A 19,194-nucleotide genomic window follows, 5' to 3' on the forward strand; every position below is an offset into this window, starting at 1 on the left:
ACTAGATTTTTTAGTAGTTATTCACAAAAAAAGTCACACAAAAAAATAATATGCAAATTTGTTTTTTGCCTCAAATGGTTTTTTGTAAGTCGTTGTTTTTAAAAGGGTTTTTTTGTGCATCGCAAATGGGCATTCTGTTGAAACCCGCATAGAATCTAGGCTGTAGGCTTGTCAAGACGTGTTTGTCCACAAAGTTATCCACAGTTATTGTGGATAGAGTAAAAAGAGCTTATGAAACCGATAGTTAGCGCATTACCTCAAGCCTTACATTAAGTTCGTGGAACCTATTTACCTCACTATTGCTTTAGATACCCCCCTTGACAGACTCTTCGATTACCGTTGGGAGCCTGTCGCGGGCGAAGCCTTGCCGCAGGTCGGGCAAATTGCCTTGGTGCCGTTTGGCAGGCAAGAGATCGCGGGTTTGATCGTTGCCATCGCGCATCAAACGGAAGTCCCTGCCGATAAGATCAAATCGGTGCTGTCGGTGCGCCAGCTATGTCCACCCTTGTTACCGGCTTGGCTAAATCTGTGCCGTTTTGCCGCCGATTATTACCAACGTCCTTTGGGCGAGGTTGCGATTCCGGCTTTGCCCAAAAATCTGCGCGTGCCGAAAATCACGTCTTTAGAGCGTAATCTGAAGAAACTCAGCAAAATGCCAGCCGCGCAAGATGCGAGTCCGCATCTGGAACCCGTTCTTAATACCGAGCAGCAACAAGCGGTCGACACCATTTCTGGGACTAGCGGCTTTGCTGCCTATCTATTACACGGCGTCACGGGCAGTGGCAAAACCGAGGTCTATTTGCAAACAGCCGCCCGGGTGTTGGCACAAAGTGAACAGACGCAAGTGTTGATTTTGGTGCCAGAAATTAATTTGACACCGCAATTGGAAGGCAATATTCGTAGTCGCTTTCCGGGTTTGCAGATCGCTACTTTGCACAGTGGCATGGCGGAAGGTGAGCGCCTGCTTCACTGGTTAGCCGCGCACACAGGGCAGGCGAGAATTATTCTCGGCACCCGTCTGGCAATTTTGTCATCACTGCCGTATCTGAAGATGATCGTCATTGATGAAGAGCACGATCCGTCTTATAAGCAACAAGAAGGCTTGCGCTACTCGGCGCGCGACCTCGCTGTGTGGCGCGCACATCAACTGGCGATTCCGGTGATATTGGGTTCTGCCACCCCATCTTTAGAAACTTGGCAACACGCGAAAGCGGGGCGTTACCAAAAGTTGACGCTGCAAGAACGTGCGGTCAAAGCGGCGGTTTTACCCATTGTCAAAATCATCAACACCGAGCGTGAAAAACCCTCCGAAGGTCTAACTCAAAGATTGATCTCGTCGATACGCCTACGTTTGGAGAAGGGCGAGCAATCACTCCTGTTTTTGAATCGACGTGGTTATGCGCCGGTGATTCATTGCGATGCCTGCGGCTGGATTAGTAATTGCACGCGCTGCACCGCGCATTTGGTGATGCACAAACTGGATAAAAAACTGCGTTGCCATCATTGCGGTTTAGAGCAACGTATCCCGCGCGCTTGTCCTACGTGCGGCAATATCGACCTGCAACCTTTAGGGCGCGGGACGCAAAGATTGGAAGAAGGTTTAAAAACGATATTCCCAGAAGCACGGATTTTTCGGATTGATGCCGATTCCACTCGTTTAAAAGGTAGCGCTGAAGCGGCCTTCGATACCGTGCATCGCGGTGAAGTCGATATTCTGATCGGCACACAAATGGTGGCAAAAGGTCATGATTTCAAAAATCTCACCTTGGTCGCCGCTTTGAATCCTGACAGTGCCTTGTTCTCGCAAGACTTTCGAGCCAGTGAACGCTTGTTCGCTCAGTTGATGCAAGTGGCCGGACGTGCCGGTCGAGCGGCACAAGCCGAAGGCGGCAACGCCAGTGAAGTCTTGGTCCAAACGCGCTATCCTGATCATCCGCTCTACCATGCCTTGATGGCGCACAATTATCAGGGCTTTGCTGATGATTTATTAGAAGAGCGCCAGCAAGCCGCGATGCCACCCTTTATTTATCAGGCCTTATTGCGCGCCGAAGCCAAAGAATTGGAAACCGCGATCCAGTTTCTGAAAGAAGCCGCCACCTGCACCGCGCAGCAAGGCATTACGATTAACGATCCCATCCCGATGACCATGACCCGCGTTCACAATGTCGACCGCGCGCAGTTACTGGTCGAATCCACCTCCCGTCCGGCTTTGCAAGCTTTCTTGAGAGAATGGATCGCCACCTTACGCAGTATGAAAAGCCGCGTGAAGTGGGGCGTGGAAATTGATCCTGTGGATATTTAGTCAGTTCTTGGTTAGCATTGCTCTCGATTGCGGTTGAAGAATAAACTAAGTGTGAACAAGCTAAGGCTTGGACTAAGTTGTTTTTATGCGTTTCTGCGCACTACACAAACCTAGGGCTAACCATGAACGTCGAAGTAGAAGTCCGCATTCAGGCATCCAAGTCGGCGATTTGGGCATTGATCTCTGATATGGAAAACACGCCAAAGATCATTCGCGGCATCGAACAAATTGAGATTGTGAACAAGCCGGCTACTGGCCTGATTGGTCTTAGGTGGCGTGAGACGCGCATCCTATTTGGTAAGCCTGCGACGGCGGAAAAATGGATTGCCGATGCCGTGGAAAATGAGTTTTATCAAACTCGTGCGGAAAGTGATGGCTTTATATTTTTATCCACCACCCGCATCGTAGAAGAACACGGTGTCATGCGTTTAATCAGCGTGCATGATTCTCAGCCTCAAACTTGGCAGACGAAGCTGATGGCGATTCCCATGCGTCTATTTTTCAAAGGTGTGGCGAAAAAGGCGCTGATGCAAGATCTGATGGACATTAAATCCGCACTCGAGCAAGCATGAGCACAAATACGATTGCTGTCGCCTCACCATTACACTAAGCTGTAAATTCAACCATCCATCAAAAGTACATTAGGAGACCAACATGAAAAGAGTGACAGGCATAGGCGGGATTTTTTTCAGTGCAAATGACCCGGCCGCGATGCACGCTTGGTACAAGCGACACTTGGGTATAGATGTGCAAGAGTGGGGTGGCACGGCGTTTAGCTGGGCGGATGCCGACGGCAAGCCCACAGCAGGAACCACCGTGTGGTCGATTGGTGCCGCCGATGGCAAGCACTTTGCACCTAGTAAAGCGAGTTTCATGGTCAATTATCGGGTCGATGATTTGCACGCCTTACTGCAGGCTTTGCGCGAAGAAGGCTGTGAAGTGTTGGAGAAGGTCGATGATTCTGAATACGGAAAATTCGGCTGGGTGATCGATCCTGAAGGCAATAAGGTGGAGTTATGGCAGCCACCTGCAGGGCAGTGAGTTTAGGATTTTTCGACTATGAAAAAAATCATACTGCGCGACGCATTGCCAAAAGACTTCGAAAGTATCCTCGCACTCAACGATGCAGAAGTGCAGCAAACTAGTGCGATGGATTTTCAAAAGCTGAGTCAATTGGCATCACTGTCGGCTTATCATAAGGTCGCACTGGTTGATGACAAAATCGCCGCTTTTTTATTGGCAATGCGAGAGAACACCGCGTACCAGAGCGAAAATTATCGCTGGTTCGCGGCGCGTTATCCGCATTTTATTTACGTCGACCGCATCGTTGTCAGTGCTGAATTTGGCGGACTTAAAATTGGTAGTTTGTTGTACACAGACTTGTTTGATTTCGCGCGTGCGCATGGCATCGCGATGGTCACCTGTGAATATAATATTCAACCACCAAACCCAGCATCCCAAAAATTTCATGACAAATTTGGATTTAAAGAAATTGATACGCAGTGGGTGGCGAATGGGAGCAAACAAGTATCGTTGCAAGTCGCTGAACTTGCTTGAATATGTAACTAGTAAGGAAGTAGCGTAATCGCAAAAATTGATAGTAATTCGGAAGATTACTTTTGCCCGTAACGGAAACACAAAACTCCCAATCCAATTTCGCGCTTAGTCATGCCACACCATTCCATACGCTCCGCCAGATGTGAAGACAGCGCCGCCATAGCGCGCCTTTTGACTGAACTGGGCCATCCAACCACTGATTCCGAGGTACGTATGCGTTGGCCAGCGTGGGTTGAGCAGGGTAATCATGCTTTGCTCGCGCTGCAGTCGGATGGCAGCGTGCTCGGTTTGATTACTTTGCATAGCATGATCGTACTGCACCGACCACGGGCAGTTGGTCGGGTGACTGCATTGGTGGTGGACAGTGCTCTGCGTGGGCAGGGTATCGGGCGCGCGTTGATGGCTGCGGCGGAAAAGCATTTCGCTGAGATCGGATGTGGTTTGATCGAAATTACCAGTCATCAACGTCTGGTCGACGCCCATGCTTTTTATCAGCAACTCGGATACACCACGACTAGTCTACGTTTGGCCAAAGCGTTGCCAGTGTCCTAAAATTCGGTATTCAATACAGTTTCGGTATTCATCTAGGGAGTTCAGTATGAGCACAGTATCTGCATCTCAGTCTACATCACCGTCAGTCGCAAAATCTGTTGCAACCGTGGTTGAACAACTGCAGGCTTTGGGACTTGAAACTTACCGTAATACGATTCGCAAGCATGGTGCGCAAGAGCCGGTGTTTGGGGTCAAGATCGAAGAGATGAAGAAGCTGATGAAGCCCTTTAAGAACGATCTAGCCTTCGCTTGTGCTTTGTTTGATACCGGGATTTACGACGCGCAGTATATGGCGGGTTTGCTGGCCGATGGTCGTCAGATGAGTGCGGATCAATTGCAACATTGGGTTATGACAGCGAACTCACACGGGATACGGGAATTTAGCGTGGCGTGGGTGGCGGCGGAGAGCGCGCATGCGGAAGAACTGGCATTGGCATGGATCGCCTCTGGAGATGAAGCGATCGCTGCAACAGGCTGGTGTACCTTGAGTAGTTATGTCGCGATTACTGAGGATGCGGATTTGGATATGGGTATGTTGAAAAAACTGCTTAAAAAAGTGCAGGCCGACATACATCGCGCTCCGAATCGGGTTTGTTATTGCATGAATGCTTTTGTCATTGCACTGGGTTCGTATGTCAGTGAACTGAGCGCAGCGGCGTTGCAGGCAGGTCAGACCATTGGTGAGGTAACGGTTGATGTTGGTGACACTGCTTGCAAAGTGCCGTTTGCGCCAGATTACATCAACAAAGTCGCACAACGTGGCAGTTTGGGCAAGAAGCGGAAGACGGCTAAATGTTAGGATGAGTTTGGATGAACAGTCGCTCGTTCAACGAGTAGATTTTTGCAAATGCAAATGCAAATGCAAATGCAAATGCAAATGCGATTTCTCAATTTAGTTACTGCCAGAAGAAACGTGGGCGATATGATGTTGTTGGGACTTGCCCAGAACGTGTGCTGAGATATGGAAAACAAACCACCAGAAATCTATTGGGTCGTAGCCACTCATACAAATGCAGGAAAAACCACGTTGGCGGCGGCCTTAATCCGGGTCTTAAATGCCTTGGGTTGTCCTACGGTGGGATTTAAGCCTTTTGCGGGAATGCGATTACGTGACGGTGTGGATTTTTTGAGCAGCCAATCGCGTGAATTGAATCATCGCATGGCGTTTTCTGACGGTGCCTTGTTGAGTCAGGCTTCACCTCTGACTGCAGGTGAATACGTGGATGTGGTCGTGCCACGCCAATTGATATTTAAAGACAGTGTGCGCGACACTTTTCTGCTTCGTACAGGTTCACAAACTTTGCACAATGTTGAAGTATGGACGAACGAGCAGGGTCAGGCATTGGCAAAGCGTGCAGATGTAGCGTATTTAATTGAGAAGATGAATCTGCCTTTTGCGCAAGCACGCATTCTGGAGCCCATTGCTAGGCCTCGAAGCGCCGTGGGGCGAGAAAAGGCTGAGCAGGCATTCGCCTATTTAAAAACGTGGCAGCCACAAGCCATAGTTTGCGAAGGGGCGGGGCCGTGGTTGCCAGTTTGGCAGGATCAAGCCTGCGTCAACCATGTGTTTATGTTGACAGCAGATTCTCTGCATTTCTATCGTGATGCCGATCTGCAAATTGATGTGCGTAATGGTGTTGCTAGCGATGTCGGTAAAGATGAAGAGAGTAATTATGCACTCGCTCCAGACTATAAAATTTTACTCAAGGCGCTGCAGGCAAAGGGCATTCAGAGCCGCATGCAGCCTTACTGGATACTGGATAGTTCACGGCGGGAAGCAGTGATCGACGCGATGTTGCAAGGATTCTTGTCGGCCCGCTAAGCCTGCCAGTGAAAATCCTTGCGGTAGCACCACGTTGTCAGAATGCGCGCATGCCTTCCACCAGTTGTCGTGTTACCTGTCGCCAGGTGTAGCGTTGTCCAACAAAGCTTGGACCTGCATGCTTCGCTTGGTTTCTGAAGTCCGAGTCATGCAATATTCTGTGCATGAGTTCTACATATGCCGGCAACACCGGTTGTAGTGAGTTGCCTTGCCATAAGCCACTCGTCATCTCGAGCGTCGTACTCGGAATCCGCAACGCGAAATCCGTGTGCGTAGTCTCATCTGTCGGTCCGCCAGCGGTACATAGTATGGCTAAGCCGCAAGCAGCTGCTTCGATCACGGGCAAATTGAATCCCTCCGCGCGGTAAGGAGAAATCAAGACATCGGCTGCTTGATACAACTGGGCAATTTGTTGCATGCTCGTTGCCTTGCCTATGTAGCGGATTTGATGGCGGATGCGTTCCCATTCCGTTGCAGTCAGGCACGTGATTGCACTACGCAAGGATAATTCCGAGCTATACGTACTTTCATTTCCCTTAAATACCAATAGCGCATGGGGATTTTCGGCGGCGATCTGTGCAAAGGCTTTCAGACTAAGATCTATGCCCTTGTGTTTGTACATTGAACTGACCGACAGATAGACGAAATGATCTGCCCATTGGAACTTCTGGCGTAAGACTGTTCTTTCTGTCTCGGACAAGGGGAAAAACAGTTCTGGATCATATCCCAATGGCACGGTGAGTATTTGTTCTGGCGCCACACCACTATTGATCAAGGCTTGGCGCGAAAAAGCCGTAGGAGTTAATAGCTTGATGCGGTGATCATCGGCAATGTCGGCCAGTTTTGTAGAGCCCAAATAGATCTCCGGCAAACGGTCAATTTCAGAGATCGCGAAGACCAAGGTTTTACCGTGTTCGGCGGGTTTTAGCTCAAAAGGCGCACCAATACGCAAGGTATAGTCGGGAGCCGAGAGTGAATCGGTGCAGTCAGGAATCGTACGTATTGCCAGATCTTTTTCAGCGCCAAGAATATGCTCAGCCTTATCCCAAGGCTTCTGACGATGGAATAACTTGTTAAATGGCGGTTGTGGCAATTCTTGGTGGAAGACGCTGAACTCAGGATACGCCAATAACTCGATAGCATAATTTTGAAATAATAATGACAGCGATTGTGTGTATTGTCGCCAGCCTTGCATGTGCAAGATGGTGGGGGTTGAATTCTGCATGAGGCTCTACTGTGCTTGTCGGACGAATCAAATTGCTTGATGGCGAAGACGTATTGTCAGATATTTTTGCAAGCTTCGGGCGACTAATTTTTTGAGGCTTTCTGCTTCGCACAGAATCAAGATTATGTTGAATGTCTATCCCTCAAAAAAATAAATATCACCAACTAGAAAAATAGTTCTAGAAAAAATCTTCTAGATGGTCTATGCTATCCATATCGATTAAGGAAATAGTATGCGCACCACAAAAAACACACCTGCCGAGACGGCGACACCGAACACGACACTGAGCAAGGCCAGTCGTAAGCCGACCTCGGCCGAACTCGCTTTGTTGCGCGTCTTATGGCGTGACGGCCCTGCCACCGCGAAACAAGTGTTCGAACGAGTGCAGGCAGATCGACCTGAAATTAATCAGGCGACCGTATTGCGTCAGTTACAAATCATGCACACCGATGGTTTGTTAAGCCGCGACGAAAGCGCCCGATCGCACGTGTATGCCGCCGCGCAGCCGCAAGAAAAATTGCAAACTAATTTGCTCAAAGATTTTATTCACCGTGCATTCTCCGGCTCTGGCAAAGAGCTCATTATGGCGGCCTTGAAAGAACATGTGAGCGAAGAAGACCGTGCTGAAATTCAAGCCTTTTTGCATGAGGATAAATCATCATGACGCATCTCCAAGAATGGATCGCCGTGTTAGCGATGGCACTGCTGCATTTTGTCTGGCAAGGTTGTGTGATCGTCGCGGCGAGCGCGGTCGTATTGCGACTCTTGCGCCGCCATTCAGCGCAAACGCGTTATGCCTTTGCTTGTTTCGCTCTCTTATTGTGCCTGTTGTTACCGCTGCTGTATTTGCTGCAGCATGCCCCTACGATCCTCGATGCAGGCAATACGGGAATCGGCAATGTTGCTTCTGGTCCGACGGACGTTTTCGCGCAGCGAGCGCAAGATCTTGGCACGGAATCTGTGATGGGGTCGGCTCAGTCGTCCATCAATTCCCTAATGAATTTTGCCTCCTTGTCTGGCTTGCCTGACTACCTTCCCCATCTCGTCTTGGGTTGGTTGAGTGGCGTTTTGGTTTTACTGATGCGCATGCTGGCGGGGGTGCGTTGGGTAACGCAGCAAGTGCAGCTAGCCGCCCAACAGCCGGATGCCATCTGGCAGGCAAAGTTACAGCGCATGGCGGCAGCGATGGGAATGACGACGACATTGCGTTTTGGCTTGTCAGATCGTTTGGAATTTCCTGTGACGGCAGGTTGGTGGCGCCCGATGGTGATTTTGCCGAGTGCCTTGTTGACGGGGATGCCGGTCGAATTGATAGAAGCTTTACTAGCGCATGAAGTGGCACATATTAAGCGTTTTGATTACCTGGTGAATTTGTTGCAGAGCTTGATAGAGATTGTCCTGTTCTACCATCCAGCAGTATGGTGGTTGTCTCGTCAAATCCGGCAAGAACGCGAACAAATCGCCGATGATTTAGCCGCAAGCTTGTTAGGCGAACCGCGGCGCCTTGCACTTGCATTATCCGAGCTGGAGCGATACCAGTTCACCCACCCTCAACTAGCCCAAGTGGCACATGGAGGAAATCTTATGTTACGTATCAAACGTCTGGTTCAACCCGATTCAACAGTCAATACCGCGGGTTGGAAAATTGTCTTTCCGGGTTTAGCCTTAGGCGCAACTTGTCTTGCATTATTTGCGCAAGCGCATACTGTGAACACCAATTTAGGTACACCATCGAGCCTTACTGCGACCGCCGCAGTGAGCCCGACTTCAAGCGTCGTCTCGGGGGCAAGTTTAAGTACCAATCTCGCCAATCCTGATATCAATAAGCCCACCGCGACTCCGACAAAATCTGGTCGAGTGTCCGATAAAGATACCAATTTTGCTTTGGTGAAACAGCGTGGTGAACACAATACTTTTGTTCATACTAGTCGAAGTGGTATGGCAGAAATCGAAAAATTGAAGCGCCAGCATGCGGAAGAATTTTTGTGGTTCTCTGAAAAGGGTCAATCTTATTGGATCAAGGATCCAGAAATTTTGAGTCAAGCGGAAGCCGCGTATAAGCCAGTTGAAGAGTTAGGCTTACAAATGGAACAACATGGCAAAAAAATGGAGCAATACGGCACAGTAATGGAGAAATTGGGTGCTGAAATGGCGGCTCTGTCAGTGGATGAGCGTGCAATTGATATCGAAGTGGAAGCGAGTTTGCGTGCGTATGAAAAGAAGCTCGCCGCATATGAAGAGAAGCTGGAAGCTGCCGCCGCCAAAGTAGAAAAGGCGACGACACCACAAGCGCGTCAACAAGCATTGGATAACTTGTCGCAGCAACAAGCAAAATTCCAAGCTGTCGCCGCTAAGATGCACAGGAACGACAAGCTGATGCAACGTCAACAGCTACAAACTCAGCAACGACTAGAACAATCACTGCAACCTGCGCAAGAACTGAGTAAGAAGATGGAAGAAGCGGCCAAGCCCATGGATGAATTAGGTAAGCAAATGGACCAGTTGGGCAAAAAGATGGAAGCGCTGTCGCAACAGGCTGAAAAACAAATTCTGGAATTAATTCAGAATGCCAAACAAAAACGCTTGGCGCTGCCAGTCACGCCAGCTGCTGGTGCTTGAGTCTTGGCGAATCTTTGGTCGTAGTTAATTTGTGTTGGTGAGACAGCACCATAGGCTCAGTATGCGCTGCGCCTGTGGTGTCTATCTCTTCGGTCAGTCTTAGCGGATCAGCTCTCGCCGTCTACATTGAGTGGTAATTCCATCGTGAAGACGGTACCTTCACCGATCACGCTTTCTACACGGATGTGTCCGCCGAGTAATGATGTGACGATATTGTATGTCACGTTCAAACCTAAGCCCGAGCCGCCGTGACCGAGCTTGGTGGTAAAGAAGGGTTCGAAAATCCGATGCAGATTATCGGCCTTGATACCGACCCCATTGTCCTCGAATTTGATTTGCACCCGGTCAGTCGCAATCACTTGCGCACTGATCTTCATTTGGCCTTGCGTACGGCCTTCAAACCCATGCAGGATCGCGTTTTGTAAAAGATTAATCAGCACTTGTCCATACGGTCCCGGATAACTATGCATTTCTATATCCTCGGGGATATCGATCTGCAGCTGGTGCTCTGATAAGCGCACCTGGTTCATCATGGTGGCGATGATTTCCGTGGTGGTTATCTTCAAATTAAAAGTACGCGCCTGTGCACTGGCCTGATCGACGGCAACTTGCTTAAAGCTGCTGACCAAATTGGCGCTGGTGTGTAGGCTGCGCATCAAGAGCGTACAGGCTTCTAGGCAGCGATTGGCAAAATTTTTGAAGTCCGAGCGTTTCACCGGGCCGGCATCAATTTTTTCGGTGATCTGGTGAATATTGTCTTCAATCGCACTGGCAATTAACAAGCTATTGCCCAATGGGGTATTTAGTTCATGCGCGACGCCCGCCACCAGTGATCCGAGAGCAGCCAGTTTTTCACGTTCTACTAGTTGCGCTTGGGTCTCTTGTAATTGGCGGTACGCTTCCGCGTTATCGAGAGCGATACCGAAGTAGGACGCAAGGGTGCGCAAAATATCCAGATCGGTTAACTGGTAGGCATGCGTTTGATAGCTTTGCACACCAACAACACCGCGAATATTGCCCTTAACGAAAAATGGAACATACAAGATCGAGAGCGGGGTCGTCGTGCTCGTTGTGCTCTTGCCGTCCTTCATTACCGCACCCCAACTCTCTGGATTTTCTGTAAATGCCAGATCCTGAATGTAGAGGTGATATTCACTGTACAGATCCGAAATGAAGAGCTCTTTTCTATTCTCGATACACCATACGGGAAATTGATTCTTATTTGAAAAATCACGCGTATAAGGCGCATAGGCTTTGCCAGCTTCGATGACAAAAGGAAACTCTATGACGGCGCGTTCGGGATCGTAAAAACCAATGCCAAAAACGGTGGCATCCATCAAGTCATTCACGTTTCGATACAGCAATTCGATAATCGCATTGGTATCTAAAGTGGCGGTAATTTCTTTACCAATTTCGCTCAGTAAAGAGATATTTCTATGGGCATGCTCCAGCGTTTCTTTTTGCTTTTCAACCGCGATTTTTTGATTCTGCAATTCTTGCGTACGATGAATGACCTGTTCTTCTAGTAACAATTTTTGCTGGAGCAATTGACGTACCCGGAACAAGAAAAACGCATAGGTGAGGCTGATGAGCAATATGATCAAAACTAATCTGAACCACCATGTTTTCCAAAACGGCGGCGCGATATTAATGACGAGTGAAATGCCTTCGTCATTCCACACATCATTTTTATTGCTTGCCTTGACGCGAAATACATAACGCCCCGGGTCGAGGTTAGTATAGGTCGCAAAACGTTTTTTGGCATCTGTCGCGACCCAGCTAGGATCAAAGCCTATCAGTTGATAGGCATAGTGGTTCTCGCCAGGATCGGCAAAATGTAAGGCGGCAAATTCAATAGAAAAAATCGAATCAAGATAATTCAGATGAATTTCTTTGACATCGTGTATCGATCCTTGCAGACGGGGTACACCGTCTCTTGTCAGTTTGTTGATCGATTGATTTGATAATAAGAAATCGGTGATGATGACGCGTGGTGGAACGGCATTGTCTGAAATGTTCTCTGGTTTGAAACGCGTAATACCGTTCCAGCCTCCGAAATTCATGGTGCCATCGTCTGACAAATAGACAGAACCGATCAAAAATGATCCCTGTATCATGCCATCTTTATCGGTGTAATTTTTGAAGTGGCTAGTACGGACATCAAGGCGGGAAATGCCAGCGGTACTGCTGATCCAGATGTTGCCGAACTTATCCTCCAAGATGCCGCCAACCGATTCTGCAGAACCATCGGCTCTGGTCGGATAAAAGTGAAAACGAATTTTTCCATCCGCCATCTGCTCCAAGCGATTTAAACCACCCGAGGTACCGACCCAAAGTTGCTTTTTGCTGTCTTCAAATAAGGCGTGGATGCGATTATGACTCAGGCTATTTTTATCTTTATCATCGTGGCGTAAATGGATGAATTTTTCATTTTCCCGATCAAAGTAATCGAGGCCGTTCATGCTACCTATCCAGATCGTGCCGCGTGAGTCTTCTAAAATCGACAGCGCCCAGTTATTCACCAGACTGTCAGGGTCGTTTGTATCATGGCGAAAGGTAGTGAAGTGTTGTTGCCCCACCAACCGACGATGCAAGCCGCCGCGACTAGTGACCCACATGGTGCCGATATGGTCAAAGATCATCCGCTCTATGTAGTTATCATTGGTGTCGTCGCTGATATACGCAGGGGAAAACGTATTTTGAACAGGATCAAACAGCGTTAGGCCTGAGCGCGTGCCGACCCAGATCTTGCCGTCTTTTTGTGGCAAAAAACTAGCGACTTGGTTGTCTGGTAAGCCCCATTTTTTGTTCGTATCTTTACGCCAGACTTCGACCTGACGGTTCAGTAAGTTCATCCTTAATAGTCCACCAGCATAGGTGCCTAACCAAAGGTGATGTTTGCCCGCTGAGGTAATCGCGCGTATCCGGTTATCACTGGTGCCGGTAGCATCATCCTGCAGCTGTACAAAGCGGTCGAAACCGCCACTGACGAGATCAACTCTACTCAAACCGGAGGAGCGTGCCCCCACCCATAAAACGCCTGTCTGATCCTGAAAAATCTTACTGACATGATTGTGTAACAGGCTGTTGGGATCTAAGGGACGATGGCGAAATAGTTCAAACTGTCCGCTGTGTTTGAGATAACGCATCAACCCTTGATTGACCGTTCCTATCCACAAGGTGTCGTTTTGATCATGATACAAAGTTTGAATATGTGACAGATCAAAACCTTCTTGATCACCAACTGCTTGAATGGTCCTTTCCTGGTTCGTTAAATCTAGTTTTGCCAATCCTGCATCTGTGCCGATCCAGAGCAATTGATTCTTATCGATGGAGATCGAGACAATATTGTTCTGGCGCAGCGTTGCACGATTGTTCAAGTTGGTATTGATGTGTTCAAAATTTTTGCTACGAGGATCAAATTTATCAAGACCAACTGGTGTGCCTATCCAAAGTTGATTATTCGCGTCACGCACTAAATCGGTGATCAGGTCATCACGTAAACTATTTTCATTATCTTTATCATGCCGGTAGTCTTCAAAGCTCTGTTGGCGCATATCAAAATGCATGAGGCCGTAATCTGTGGCGAGCCATAGACCATCATTACCGTCATTTACAATGGCGTAAATTTTGTAATTTCCAGTGAAGCTAGCATTCTTACCGCGACGTTGAAAATTAGTAAAGCGATTCTGCTGTGGATCATAAAGACTCAATCCAGATTGAGTACCTATCCACAAACCGCCGTCATGATGCACATACAAGGCAGAAATAAAATTGTCACTGAGGGATCGTGGGTCGAGCGGATCACTTCGAAATACTGTCGCGCGATATCCATCAAATTTGATCAGACCAGCTTGTGTTCCAAGCCACATGAATCCTAATTGATCTTGGGTAATCGCCGAAATGGATTGGTAGGGAAAACCTTGTTCAGGACCGACGTGTTCAAAACGCAGTGAACCTAAGTTGGCTGCAAAACTCAGCTGTAACGTGAACGTACACACCAGCAGCGCAAACAGACGGTGCCAGTGAGACAGCAATCGAAACAGCTGAAAACTTATCTTCATGAAAAGTTATGCTTGCGAGTGTGGATTGAGCTAGACAGATTAAGGACAAAAGGCACCTAGACTATGGTTGTCTATGAGTATCTTAGACCACAAATGCAGGCGATGCATCTGCATTTTCTGAATCGTGGCTTTTTCGAAAAAAAGCGTATGAGGGCGCACAGAGGAATATTGAAAAATAAAGTTAATTTGAAATGTCGCGATCCTGCCTTTGAAACCACGTTGGCGTGGATAAAGGCATCCGCTGTTAATGATAGGGAGAAACCCTCTCCTTTGATGTTGCAAGATCTGGGAGAGGGCGTGCCAGAATTTAAGGCATATTAAGAACCTACTACCCCGTTTGATGTGAGCGTCGCGGGAATCGTTTTTCCAACCTGGTACCAATCGACTTTGCGCGTCACCAACATGATCGCGGCTAATACGCAAAACAATAAAATACTACCTAGAATTAGTGCGTTATTTTCTGATTGCAGCAAGCCAAACAAGGCACCGTACAGCAAACTTAGCGCTGCGCCGAAACCTATACCTCGTTGCCAGCTACGTAGCGCGTAACACAGATAGAAACTAATCAGGCTTAAACAAGCAAAGCTGGAAATTGCATAGGCCCAGATAAATTGAATATGCTCAGACAAACTGACTAACAGTAAGAAGAACAAGACCAGTGCGAGCCCGACTAAGGCGTACTGCACAGGGTGGATAGGCAGTTGCTTCAAAATTTCAAACAAGAAGAAGGCAGAGAAACTTAAGGCAACAAATAGCAAGCCATATTTAATAGCGCGGTTTGATTGGCTGTAAATATTGACTGGTTCGATAAACGCTACCCCAAAGCTATCAATTTGTCCCACATTTTGTGCTGGGGTAACGAGTCCGTCGACATTGGCAGACGCTGGTTTTTCAGCCGCCTGGCAACATTGTGTCGCTAAGAATTGTTGTTGTGCATCGCTCGATAAAGAAGAAATATTCCAAGTCGCATTGAAGCCATTCACATCGATTTTGCGGTCTTTAGGCGAGGGCAAAAAACGGCCGAAAAATTGTGGATGTTGCCATTTTGAACGCACGGTGATTTGATTATTTTTGGCGATGGGGATGAGTGCGAACTGTTCTATGCCATCGATACTCAGGTCAAACTCAAAATCGATATCTCTGGTGATGCTGAGATCGAGTTTTTCCAGTGGCGCATGTAAGCCTTGTTTAAAGTAATGTAGTTGACTATTTTGTTGGAATTCGTAGTTGCGCCCATCCCATGCGATGGTGGGAACATTTTTCAAACCTCGGGTATCACTTAAGCCCAGACTGACGAACGGCGTATCGAATTGCAGGCGCGAGGCAGCCTTTTCACGTACAAATGCCGATTGATCGGGTAGATGAAAACTGCCGTTGAGTTTATGCAGGCTGTTATACACCAGGACCTTATGGATGCCCCGATAACGTTGATCGGTATCGATATTCGATTGCATCTTGAGCGTATTCGGAAACACGAATAGGCGTTTGGTTAACACGCGTTGCCGTATCACACTACGTTTGGTGCCCGAATCAATAATTTCCTCTTCCTCATAATGTTCGCTGTAAGGAATCACTAAAATCGGTCCCAACAGGCTTTGTTGTCCCACTGAATCCGCGGCAATACTCCGTACCGCTTCGTTGCGAAATTGGAGGCGAGCGTTAATCGTATTTTCTATCATCATCAATGGAATACCGATAATGAGCATTAATAAGCCGACAGTCAGTGACTTTATGAATAAGGTTTTTTGCATCGTGAACTCCATGTGAAAGAAGAGCCGCTACTATAGAAAACGCGAATGTGCTGAAGATGAAGTGAGACCCTAAGTTTGTGTGCTGAATGTGAAGCGATGTTAGGCTGGACTTAGTGGCATTGTTAAATATGTTGAAGTTCAGCGAGTTAGACGGATGCGCAACTTGGCGATCGCCCTGAGAAAGCGTTATGATGGAATGATTGATAGTGATAATTTGTAACCATAATTTCTAATCCTGCTATGCAAAGTATGAATGCCAAACTCGATTCAGATCGTCAATATCCTTCCGTCGCACGCCGTGTACTTTGTGCGCTTGGCTATGCCTGCGGTGCGTTTGCCGGCATTTCATTGCTCGGAGCTTTACTCGTCAGCGTCGATTGTCAGCTAGATGCAAAATGCAGCACACGCGACAGTGTCATTGATACGGCGTTGAGCGGCGTTTGGATATTGGCGACCATCACCTGCGCTTATAAAGCTTGGCGTGCGGAATTACCGGGCTGCCGTAAGCCAGCTCCACAAGCGAACTGAGGGGAGTCGTCCCTGTCAAACCGTGTCAGTGAATTAGAAGACACGCTCGAAATGACGTTGCCAAATTCCATTAAGATAGGTGCCCCTAGTGTGATAAGTGTGACAAGTGTGACAGGCTAGGTTAAATCTATAAGAGGAGACTATCAAATGAGTATCGCAAATTGGAGTGTGCTAGCGGCGTGTTTGCTGCCGGTGATCACTGTCGCGCTGGCAAAAGCTAGTGGACGCAAGCTTTCACGCCGCAACGGCGGATACGACAACGCGCAACCGCGCGAGTGGGAGGCAAAACTCGACGGCTGGCAGAAACGCGCGATCGCCGCACAGAATAATGGGTTTGAAGCCTTACCTTTGTTTATTGCCGGCGTTTTGCTTGCGCAGCAGGCACAGGCGAACCAAGCGACTGTGGACGGTTTGGCGATAGCCTTCGTCCTCTTCCGATGCTTGTATGTGGCTGCGTACTTGAGTAATCGCGCCACACTCCGTTCGCTGATCTGGTTTGGTGGTCTGGGTGTGAGTGTTGCCCTATTTTTTCAATAATTGCTGAGTTCCCTTACACGATGACCAAAGAAAAGAAACAGCAACTGAGTTTTGCCTTCATCATGTCTATGCTGATGGCGTTTTGTATGTCTGGTATTTTGACTGCCTTAAATACCGGATTTGACTATGGCTTCGTACTACGTTGGATGCGCGCTTTTTTGGTGGCTTGGGCCTGCGCTTTCCCCTTAGTGCTGTTGTTTGCGCCGTTCACCCGTAAATTGGTGGCGCGCTTACTGCCCTAGCCAATTACGTCGACCGTTCGTCTTAATTTGACTGTTTTTATCTCTTGGCCATCAGTCTGGTTTAGTATCATAGCGGGCGTTTCTTTCTGTGAACCCCAATTCTCCAAGGATGCCCTCTATGATGAATGAAGAAGCACTACTGGCCGAGATGATCGGCATGTTACCCAGCCCCACGTATATCGTCTTGTCGATTATCTTTGGCGTGATCGGGCTTTACTGTTTTCAGTATGGGCGTAAGAAGCCCAATCCACGCCTGAAATGGGGTGGCTTAGCGTTGATGTTCTACCCCTATTTGATCGGAAATGATACGCGCCTGTTAGTGATCGTTGGCGTGGCACTGTGCGCGCTGTTGTTCTACTGGCGGGAACACTAATTTTTCTGCAAAACGACGATTAAACTTTGCACCTCTTGCTGCGCTTCGTGTCGTCCGCTGTGACGACTGCTGTGGCGAAGCTGTAGTCCATGTCCTTCTGCAAGTTGCTGGAGATAAGCCGCCGAATGCGCATAACGTTGTGAAACTTGCAGGCGGAAGTCACCAGTTACTGATTCTTCAACTGAAAATGCAAAGTGCGCGCCGGGAGTGAGCTTATTTTTGATCAGCCCGAATAAATCATCCAATTGTCCAAAATAGACCAGCACATCGGCTGCCACGATCAGATCGTAGTGCGCTGCAGGCAGTGCAAGATAATGCAGAATATCGTCACAAATTAGCTCTTTATAGACCTTGCGCGCGCGTGCTTTGGCCAGCATATTTTCTGACAAATCGACTCCCGTCAGGTGCGCTGAAATAGAAGCCAAGTAATCACCACATAAGCCTGTACCACAGCCCAGATCTAGCGCACGGTGTACCTCAGTGACGTCAAGCGCTTGCACAGCATCTTGCAATAAGCGTGGGACCTGATACGCCAATGTTTGTAGATGTGCATCAAAGTGCGCTGCATATTGATCGAATAATTCTTTCACATACATCGGCGGCGCGACACTCGGCGCTGGTACAGCGCCCAAGCTGGCAAGACAATATTCAATTTGCTCTCGTTGTGCCTTATCCTGCGCCAGTGGTAAAGCGGCTTGATAGGCTTGGATCGCCGCTTCCGGTTCTTGCAGACTGCGATAAACATGCCCAGCTTGCAGATAGGCATTACCAAAATCTGGCCGCAATGTCTGTGCTTGTTGCAGATCCAGCAATGCTTCTGAATAGCGCTGTAACTTCGCCAAAACCATGCCACGGTTGCAGTGCAGCGCCGCTAAATTCGCTACGGTTGGCGCAGTCTGGGATTGCATAGCCAGCGTGTAAGCATTCAGCGCCTCTTCGTACAGCCCCATTTGTTGCAGACTAAAGCCACGGGCAAAATGTGCGGCTGGAAACGCCACACGTAATTTGAGGGCATCTTCAAAATCGGTCAACGCCTGTGCGTGTTCGGCTAGTTCTTGCAGACAGATACCGCGATTCACAAAAGCTTCGGGGTAATTGAGTTGAATTTCCATCGCACGGGTAAAACTCTCCAAGGCCTCTTGATAGCGTTTCAATTCGCGCAAGGCATTGCCGCGATTGTTCCAGGCCAGCGCATAGTCATGTTGCAGACTCAGCGCTAAATCATAGCAAGCCAGCGCTTGTGCGGCCTTCCCGATTTCTTGAAAAATGGCGCCCAGATTGCAATGGACTTTCGCTTGCTTCGCATCGACGGCAATGGCTTTTGCGAAAAAATTGAGCGCACTTTGGGTGTCGCCACGCTGTTTGGCGATTACGCCGATTAGATGCAAGGCATCAAACTGGCGTGGATCGATTTGTAAGACTTGCACGTATAGATCTTCAGCCTGCTGCAAGCGCCCTTGCTGGTGGTGACTGATGGCTTGTTGTAGCAAGGTGAGAATGGGAGAAGACATGCTTGTATTGAGAGCGATCAAATTTTAAAACGATGGAACTGGCATTAGATCACAGAGCAAGAACGGCAGCCACCAATTCGCGCTAGAATCATTAATCATTTTATTTACCGC

General features: G+C 48.3%; 18 protein-coding genes. 14 read left to right on the forward strand and 4 right to left on the reverse strand.

Annotated features, from left to right (window positions below; all coding sequences use genetic code 11):
• The first annotated feature begins 277 nt into the window (after window positions 1–277).
• The 7 genes from ACO0KW_RS11515 to ACO0KW_RS11545 all read left to right on the forward strand — a co-directional run bounded on the left by ACO0KW_RS11515 (window position 278) and on the right by ACO0KW_RS11545 (window position 6,233).
• Entirely contained in the window at window positions 278–2,302 is a 2,025-nt protein-coding gene (locus ACO0KW_RS11515; RefSeq protein WP_423053215.1) for a primosomal protein N', read from the forward strand.
• A 122-nt stretch (window positions 2,303–2,424) separates the two neighbouring features.
• Entirely contained in the window at window positions 2,425–2,874 is a 450-nt protein-coding gene (locus tag ACO0KW_RS11520) for a hypothetical protein (RefSeq protein WP_423053216.1), read from the forward strand.
• 82 nt (window positions 2,875–2,956) lie between these two features.
• Window positions 2,957–3,343: a VOC family protein gene (locus tag ACO0KW_RS11525; protein ID WP_423053217.1), complete on the forward strand. Its 387-nt coding sequence runs from the start codon at window positions 2,957–2,959 to the stop codon at window positions 3,341–3,343.
• Window positions 3,344–3,361: 18 nt separating this feature from the next.
• The gene (locus ACO0KW_RS11530) at window positions 3,362–3,859 is read left to right on the forward strand and encodes a GNAT family N-acetyltransferase (RefSeq protein ID WP_423053218.1); all 498 of its coding nucleotides are present in this window, start codon (window positions 3,362–3,364) and stop codon (window positions 3,857–3,859) included.
• Window positions 3,860–3,970: 111 nt separating this feature from the next.
• Window positions 3,971–4,411, forward strand: a complete 441-nt coding sequence (locus ACO0KW_RS11535; RefSeq protein ID WP_423053219.1) for a GNAT family N-acetyltransferase — start codon at window positions 3,971–3,973, stop codon at window positions 4,409–4,411.
• Between the two features lie 46 nt (window positions 4,412–4,457).
• Entirely contained in the window at window positions 4,458–5,210 is a 753-nt protein-coding gene (locus tag ACO0KW_RS11540) for a DNA alkylation repair protein (RefSeq protein WP_423053220.1), read from the forward strand.
• A gap of 162 nt (window positions 5,211–5,372) precedes the next feature.
• A complete protein-coding gene (locus ACO0KW_RS11545) occupies window positions 5,373–6,233 on the forward strand; it encodes a hypothetical protein (protein ID WP_423053221.1) in 861 nt (286 codons plus the stop codon).
• A 37-nt stretch (window positions 6,234–6,270) separates the two neighbouring features.
• On the opposite strand, the gene ACO0KW_RS11550 is transcribed toward ACO0KW_RS11545, so the two are convergent.
• A complete protein-coding gene (locus ACO0KW_RS11550; RefSeq protein WP_423053222.1) occupies window positions 6,271–7,458 on the reverse strand; it encodes a glycosyltransferase family 4 protein in 1,188 nt (395 codons plus the stop codon).
• 232 nt (window positions 7,459–7,690) lie between these two features.
• On the opposite strand from ACO0KW_RS11550, the gene ACO0KW_RS11555 reads away from it, so the two are divergent.
• Window positions 7,691–8,122: a BlaI/MecI/CopY family transcriptional regulator gene (locus ACO0KW_RS11555; RefSeq protein WP_423053223.1), complete on the forward strand. Its 432-nt coding sequence runs from the start codon at window positions 7,691–7,693 to the stop codon at window positions 8,120–8,122.
• Window positions 8,119–10,077, forward strand: a complete 1,959-nt coding sequence (locus ACO0KW_RS11560) for a M56 family metallopeptidase (RefSeq protein WP_423053224.1) — start codon at window positions 8,119–8,121, stop codon at window positions 10,075–10,077. The genes ACO0KW_RS11555 and ACO0KW_RS11560 overlap by 4 nt, the downstream gene beginning before the upstream one ends.
• 107 nt (window positions 10,078–10,184) lie before the next feature.
• Here the strand turns inward: ACO0KW_RS11560 and ACO0KW_RS11565 are convergent, their stop codons facing one another.
• Window positions 10,185–14,141: a sensor histidine kinase gene (locus ACO0KW_RS11565; RefSeq protein ID WP_423053225.1), complete on the reverse strand. Its 3,957-nt coding sequence runs from the start codon at window positions 14,139–14,141 to the stop codon at window positions 10,185–10,187.
• Window positions 14,142–14,309: 168 nt separating this feature from the next.
• Between ACO0KW_RS11565 and ACO0KW_RS11570 the strand changes: the two genes are divergently transcribed.
• Window positions 14,310–14,462: a hypothetical protein gene (locus tag ACO0KW_RS11570; RefSeq protein WP_423053226.1), complete on the forward strand. Its 153-nt coding sequence runs from the start codon at window positions 14,310–14,312 to the stop codon at window positions 14,460–14,462.
• Here ACO0KW_RS11570 and creD read toward each other — a convergent pair.
• Window positions 14,459–15,892 carry a cell envelope integrity protein CreD gene (gene creD / locus ACO0KW_RS11575; RefSeq protein ID WP_423053227.1) on the reverse strand — a complete coding sequence of 478 codons (1,434 nt, stop codon included), beginning with the start codon at window positions 15,890–15,892 and terminating at the stop codon, window positions 14,459–14,461. The genes ACO0KW_RS11570 and creD overlap by 4 nt on opposite strands.
• Before the next feature lie 249 nt (window positions 15,893–16,141).
• On the opposite strand from creD, the gene ACO0KW_RS11580 reads away from it, so the two are divergent.
• The 4 genes from ACO0KW_RS11580 (at window position 16,142) to ACO0KW_RS11595 (ending at window position 17,572) form a co-directional block, all read left to right on the forward strand.
• Window positions 16,142–16,420, forward strand: a complete 279-nt coding sequence (locus ACO0KW_RS11580) for a hypothetical protein (protein WP_423053228.1) — start codon at window positions 16,142–16,144, stop codon at window positions 16,418–16,420.
• A 147-nt stretch (window positions 16,421–16,567) separates the two neighbouring features.
• Window positions 16,568–16,957 carry an MAPEG family protein gene (locus ACO0KW_RS11585; protein ID WP_423053229.1) on the forward strand — a complete coding sequence of 130 codons (390 nt, stop codon included), beginning with the start codon at window positions 16,568–16,570 and terminating at the stop codon, window positions 16,955–16,957.
• Between the two features lie 20 nt (window positions 16,958–16,977).
• On the forward strand, window positions 16,978–17,199 hold the full coding sequence (locus ACO0KW_RS11590) for a DUF2798 domain-containing protein (protein ID WP_423053230.1): 222 nt from the start codon (window positions 16,978–16,980) through the stop codon (window positions 17,197–17,199).
• Window positions 17,200–17,287: 88 nt separating this feature from the next.
• Window positions 17,288–17,572 (forward strand): hypothetical protein, encoded by a 285-nt coding sequence (locus ACO0KW_RS11595; RefSeq protein WP_423053231.1) that lies wholly within the window; start codon window positions 17,288–17,290, stop codon window positions 17,570–17,572.
• On the opposite strand, the gene ACO0KW_RS11600 is transcribed toward ACO0KW_RS11595, so the two are convergent.
• Window positions 17,569–19,083 (reverse strand): tetratricopeptide repeat protein, encoded by a 1,515-nt coding sequence (locus ACO0KW_RS11600; RefSeq protein WP_423053232.1) that lies wholly within the window; start codon window positions 19,081–19,083, stop codon window positions 17,569–17,571. The genes ACO0KW_RS11595 and ACO0KW_RS11600 overlap by 4 nt on opposite strands.
• Window positions 19,084–19,194 lie beyond the last annotated feature (111 nt).

The organism is Undibacterium sp. Ji22W (assembly GCF_049340305.1).
Lineage (GTDB): Bacteria > Pseudomonadota > Gammaproteobacteria > Burkholderiales > Burkholderiaceae_D > Undibacterium.

Coding starts and splice junctions, on each gene's coding strand:
- creD (WP_423053227.1), bottom strand. CDS start 15,892: ATGCAAAAAACCTTATTCATAAAGTCACTGACTGTCGGCTTATTAATG.
- ACO0KW_RS11545 (WP_423053221.1), top strand. CDS start 5,373: ATGGAAAACAAACCACCAGAAATCTATTGGGTCGTAGCCACTCATACA.
- ACO0KW_RS11580 (WP_423053228.1), top strand. CDS start 16,142: ATGAATGCCAAACTCGATTCAGATCGTCAATATCCTTCCGTCGCACGC.
- ACO0KW_RS11560 (WP_423053224.1), top strand. CDS start 8,119: ATGACGCATCTCCAAGAATGGATCGCCGTGTTAGCGATGGCACTGCTG.
- ACO0KW_RS11520 (WP_423053216.1), top strand. CDS start 2,425: ATGAACGTCGAAGTAGAAGTCCGCATTCAGGCATCCAAGTCGGCGATT.
- ACO0KW_RS11525 (WP_423053217.1), top strand. CDS start 2,957: ATGAAAAGAGTGACAGGCATAGGCGGGATTTTTTTCAGTGCAAATGAC.
- ACO0KW_RS11535 (WP_423053219.1), top strand. CDS start 3,971: ATGCCACACCATTCCATACGCTCCGCCAGATGTGAAGACAGCGCCGCC.
- ACO0KW_RS11550 (WP_423053222.1), bottom strand. CDS start 7,458: ATGCAGAATTCAACCCCCACCATCTTGCACATGCAAGGCTGGCGACAA.
- ACO0KW_RS11530 (WP_423053218.1), top strand. CDS start 3,362: ATGAAAAAAATCATACTGCGCGACGCATTGCCAAAAGACTTCGAAAGT.
- ACO0KW_RS11540 (WP_423053220.1), top strand. CDS start 4,458: ATGAGCACAGTATCTGCATCTCAGTCTACATCACCGTCAGTCGCAAAA.
- ACO0KW_RS11565 (WP_423053225.1), bottom strand. CDS start 14,141: ATGAAGATAAGTTTTCAGCTGTTTCGATTGCTGTCTCACTGGCACCGT.
- ACO0KW_RS11555 (WP_423053223.1), top strand. CDS start 7,691: ATGCGCACCACAAAAAACACACCTGCCGAGACGGCGACACCGAACACG.
- ACO0KW_RS11585 (WP_423053229.1), top strand. CDS start 16,568: ATGAGTATCGCAAATTGGAGTGTGCTAGCGGCGTGTTTGCTGCCGGTG.
- ACO0KW_RS11600 (WP_423053232.1), bottom strand. CDS start 19,083: ATGTCTTCTCCCATTCTCACCTTGCTACAACAAGCCATCAGTCACCAC.
- ACO0KW_RS11590 (WP_423053230.1), top strand. CDS start 16,978: ATGACCAAAGAAAAGAAACAGCAACTGAGTTTTGCCTTCATCATGTCT.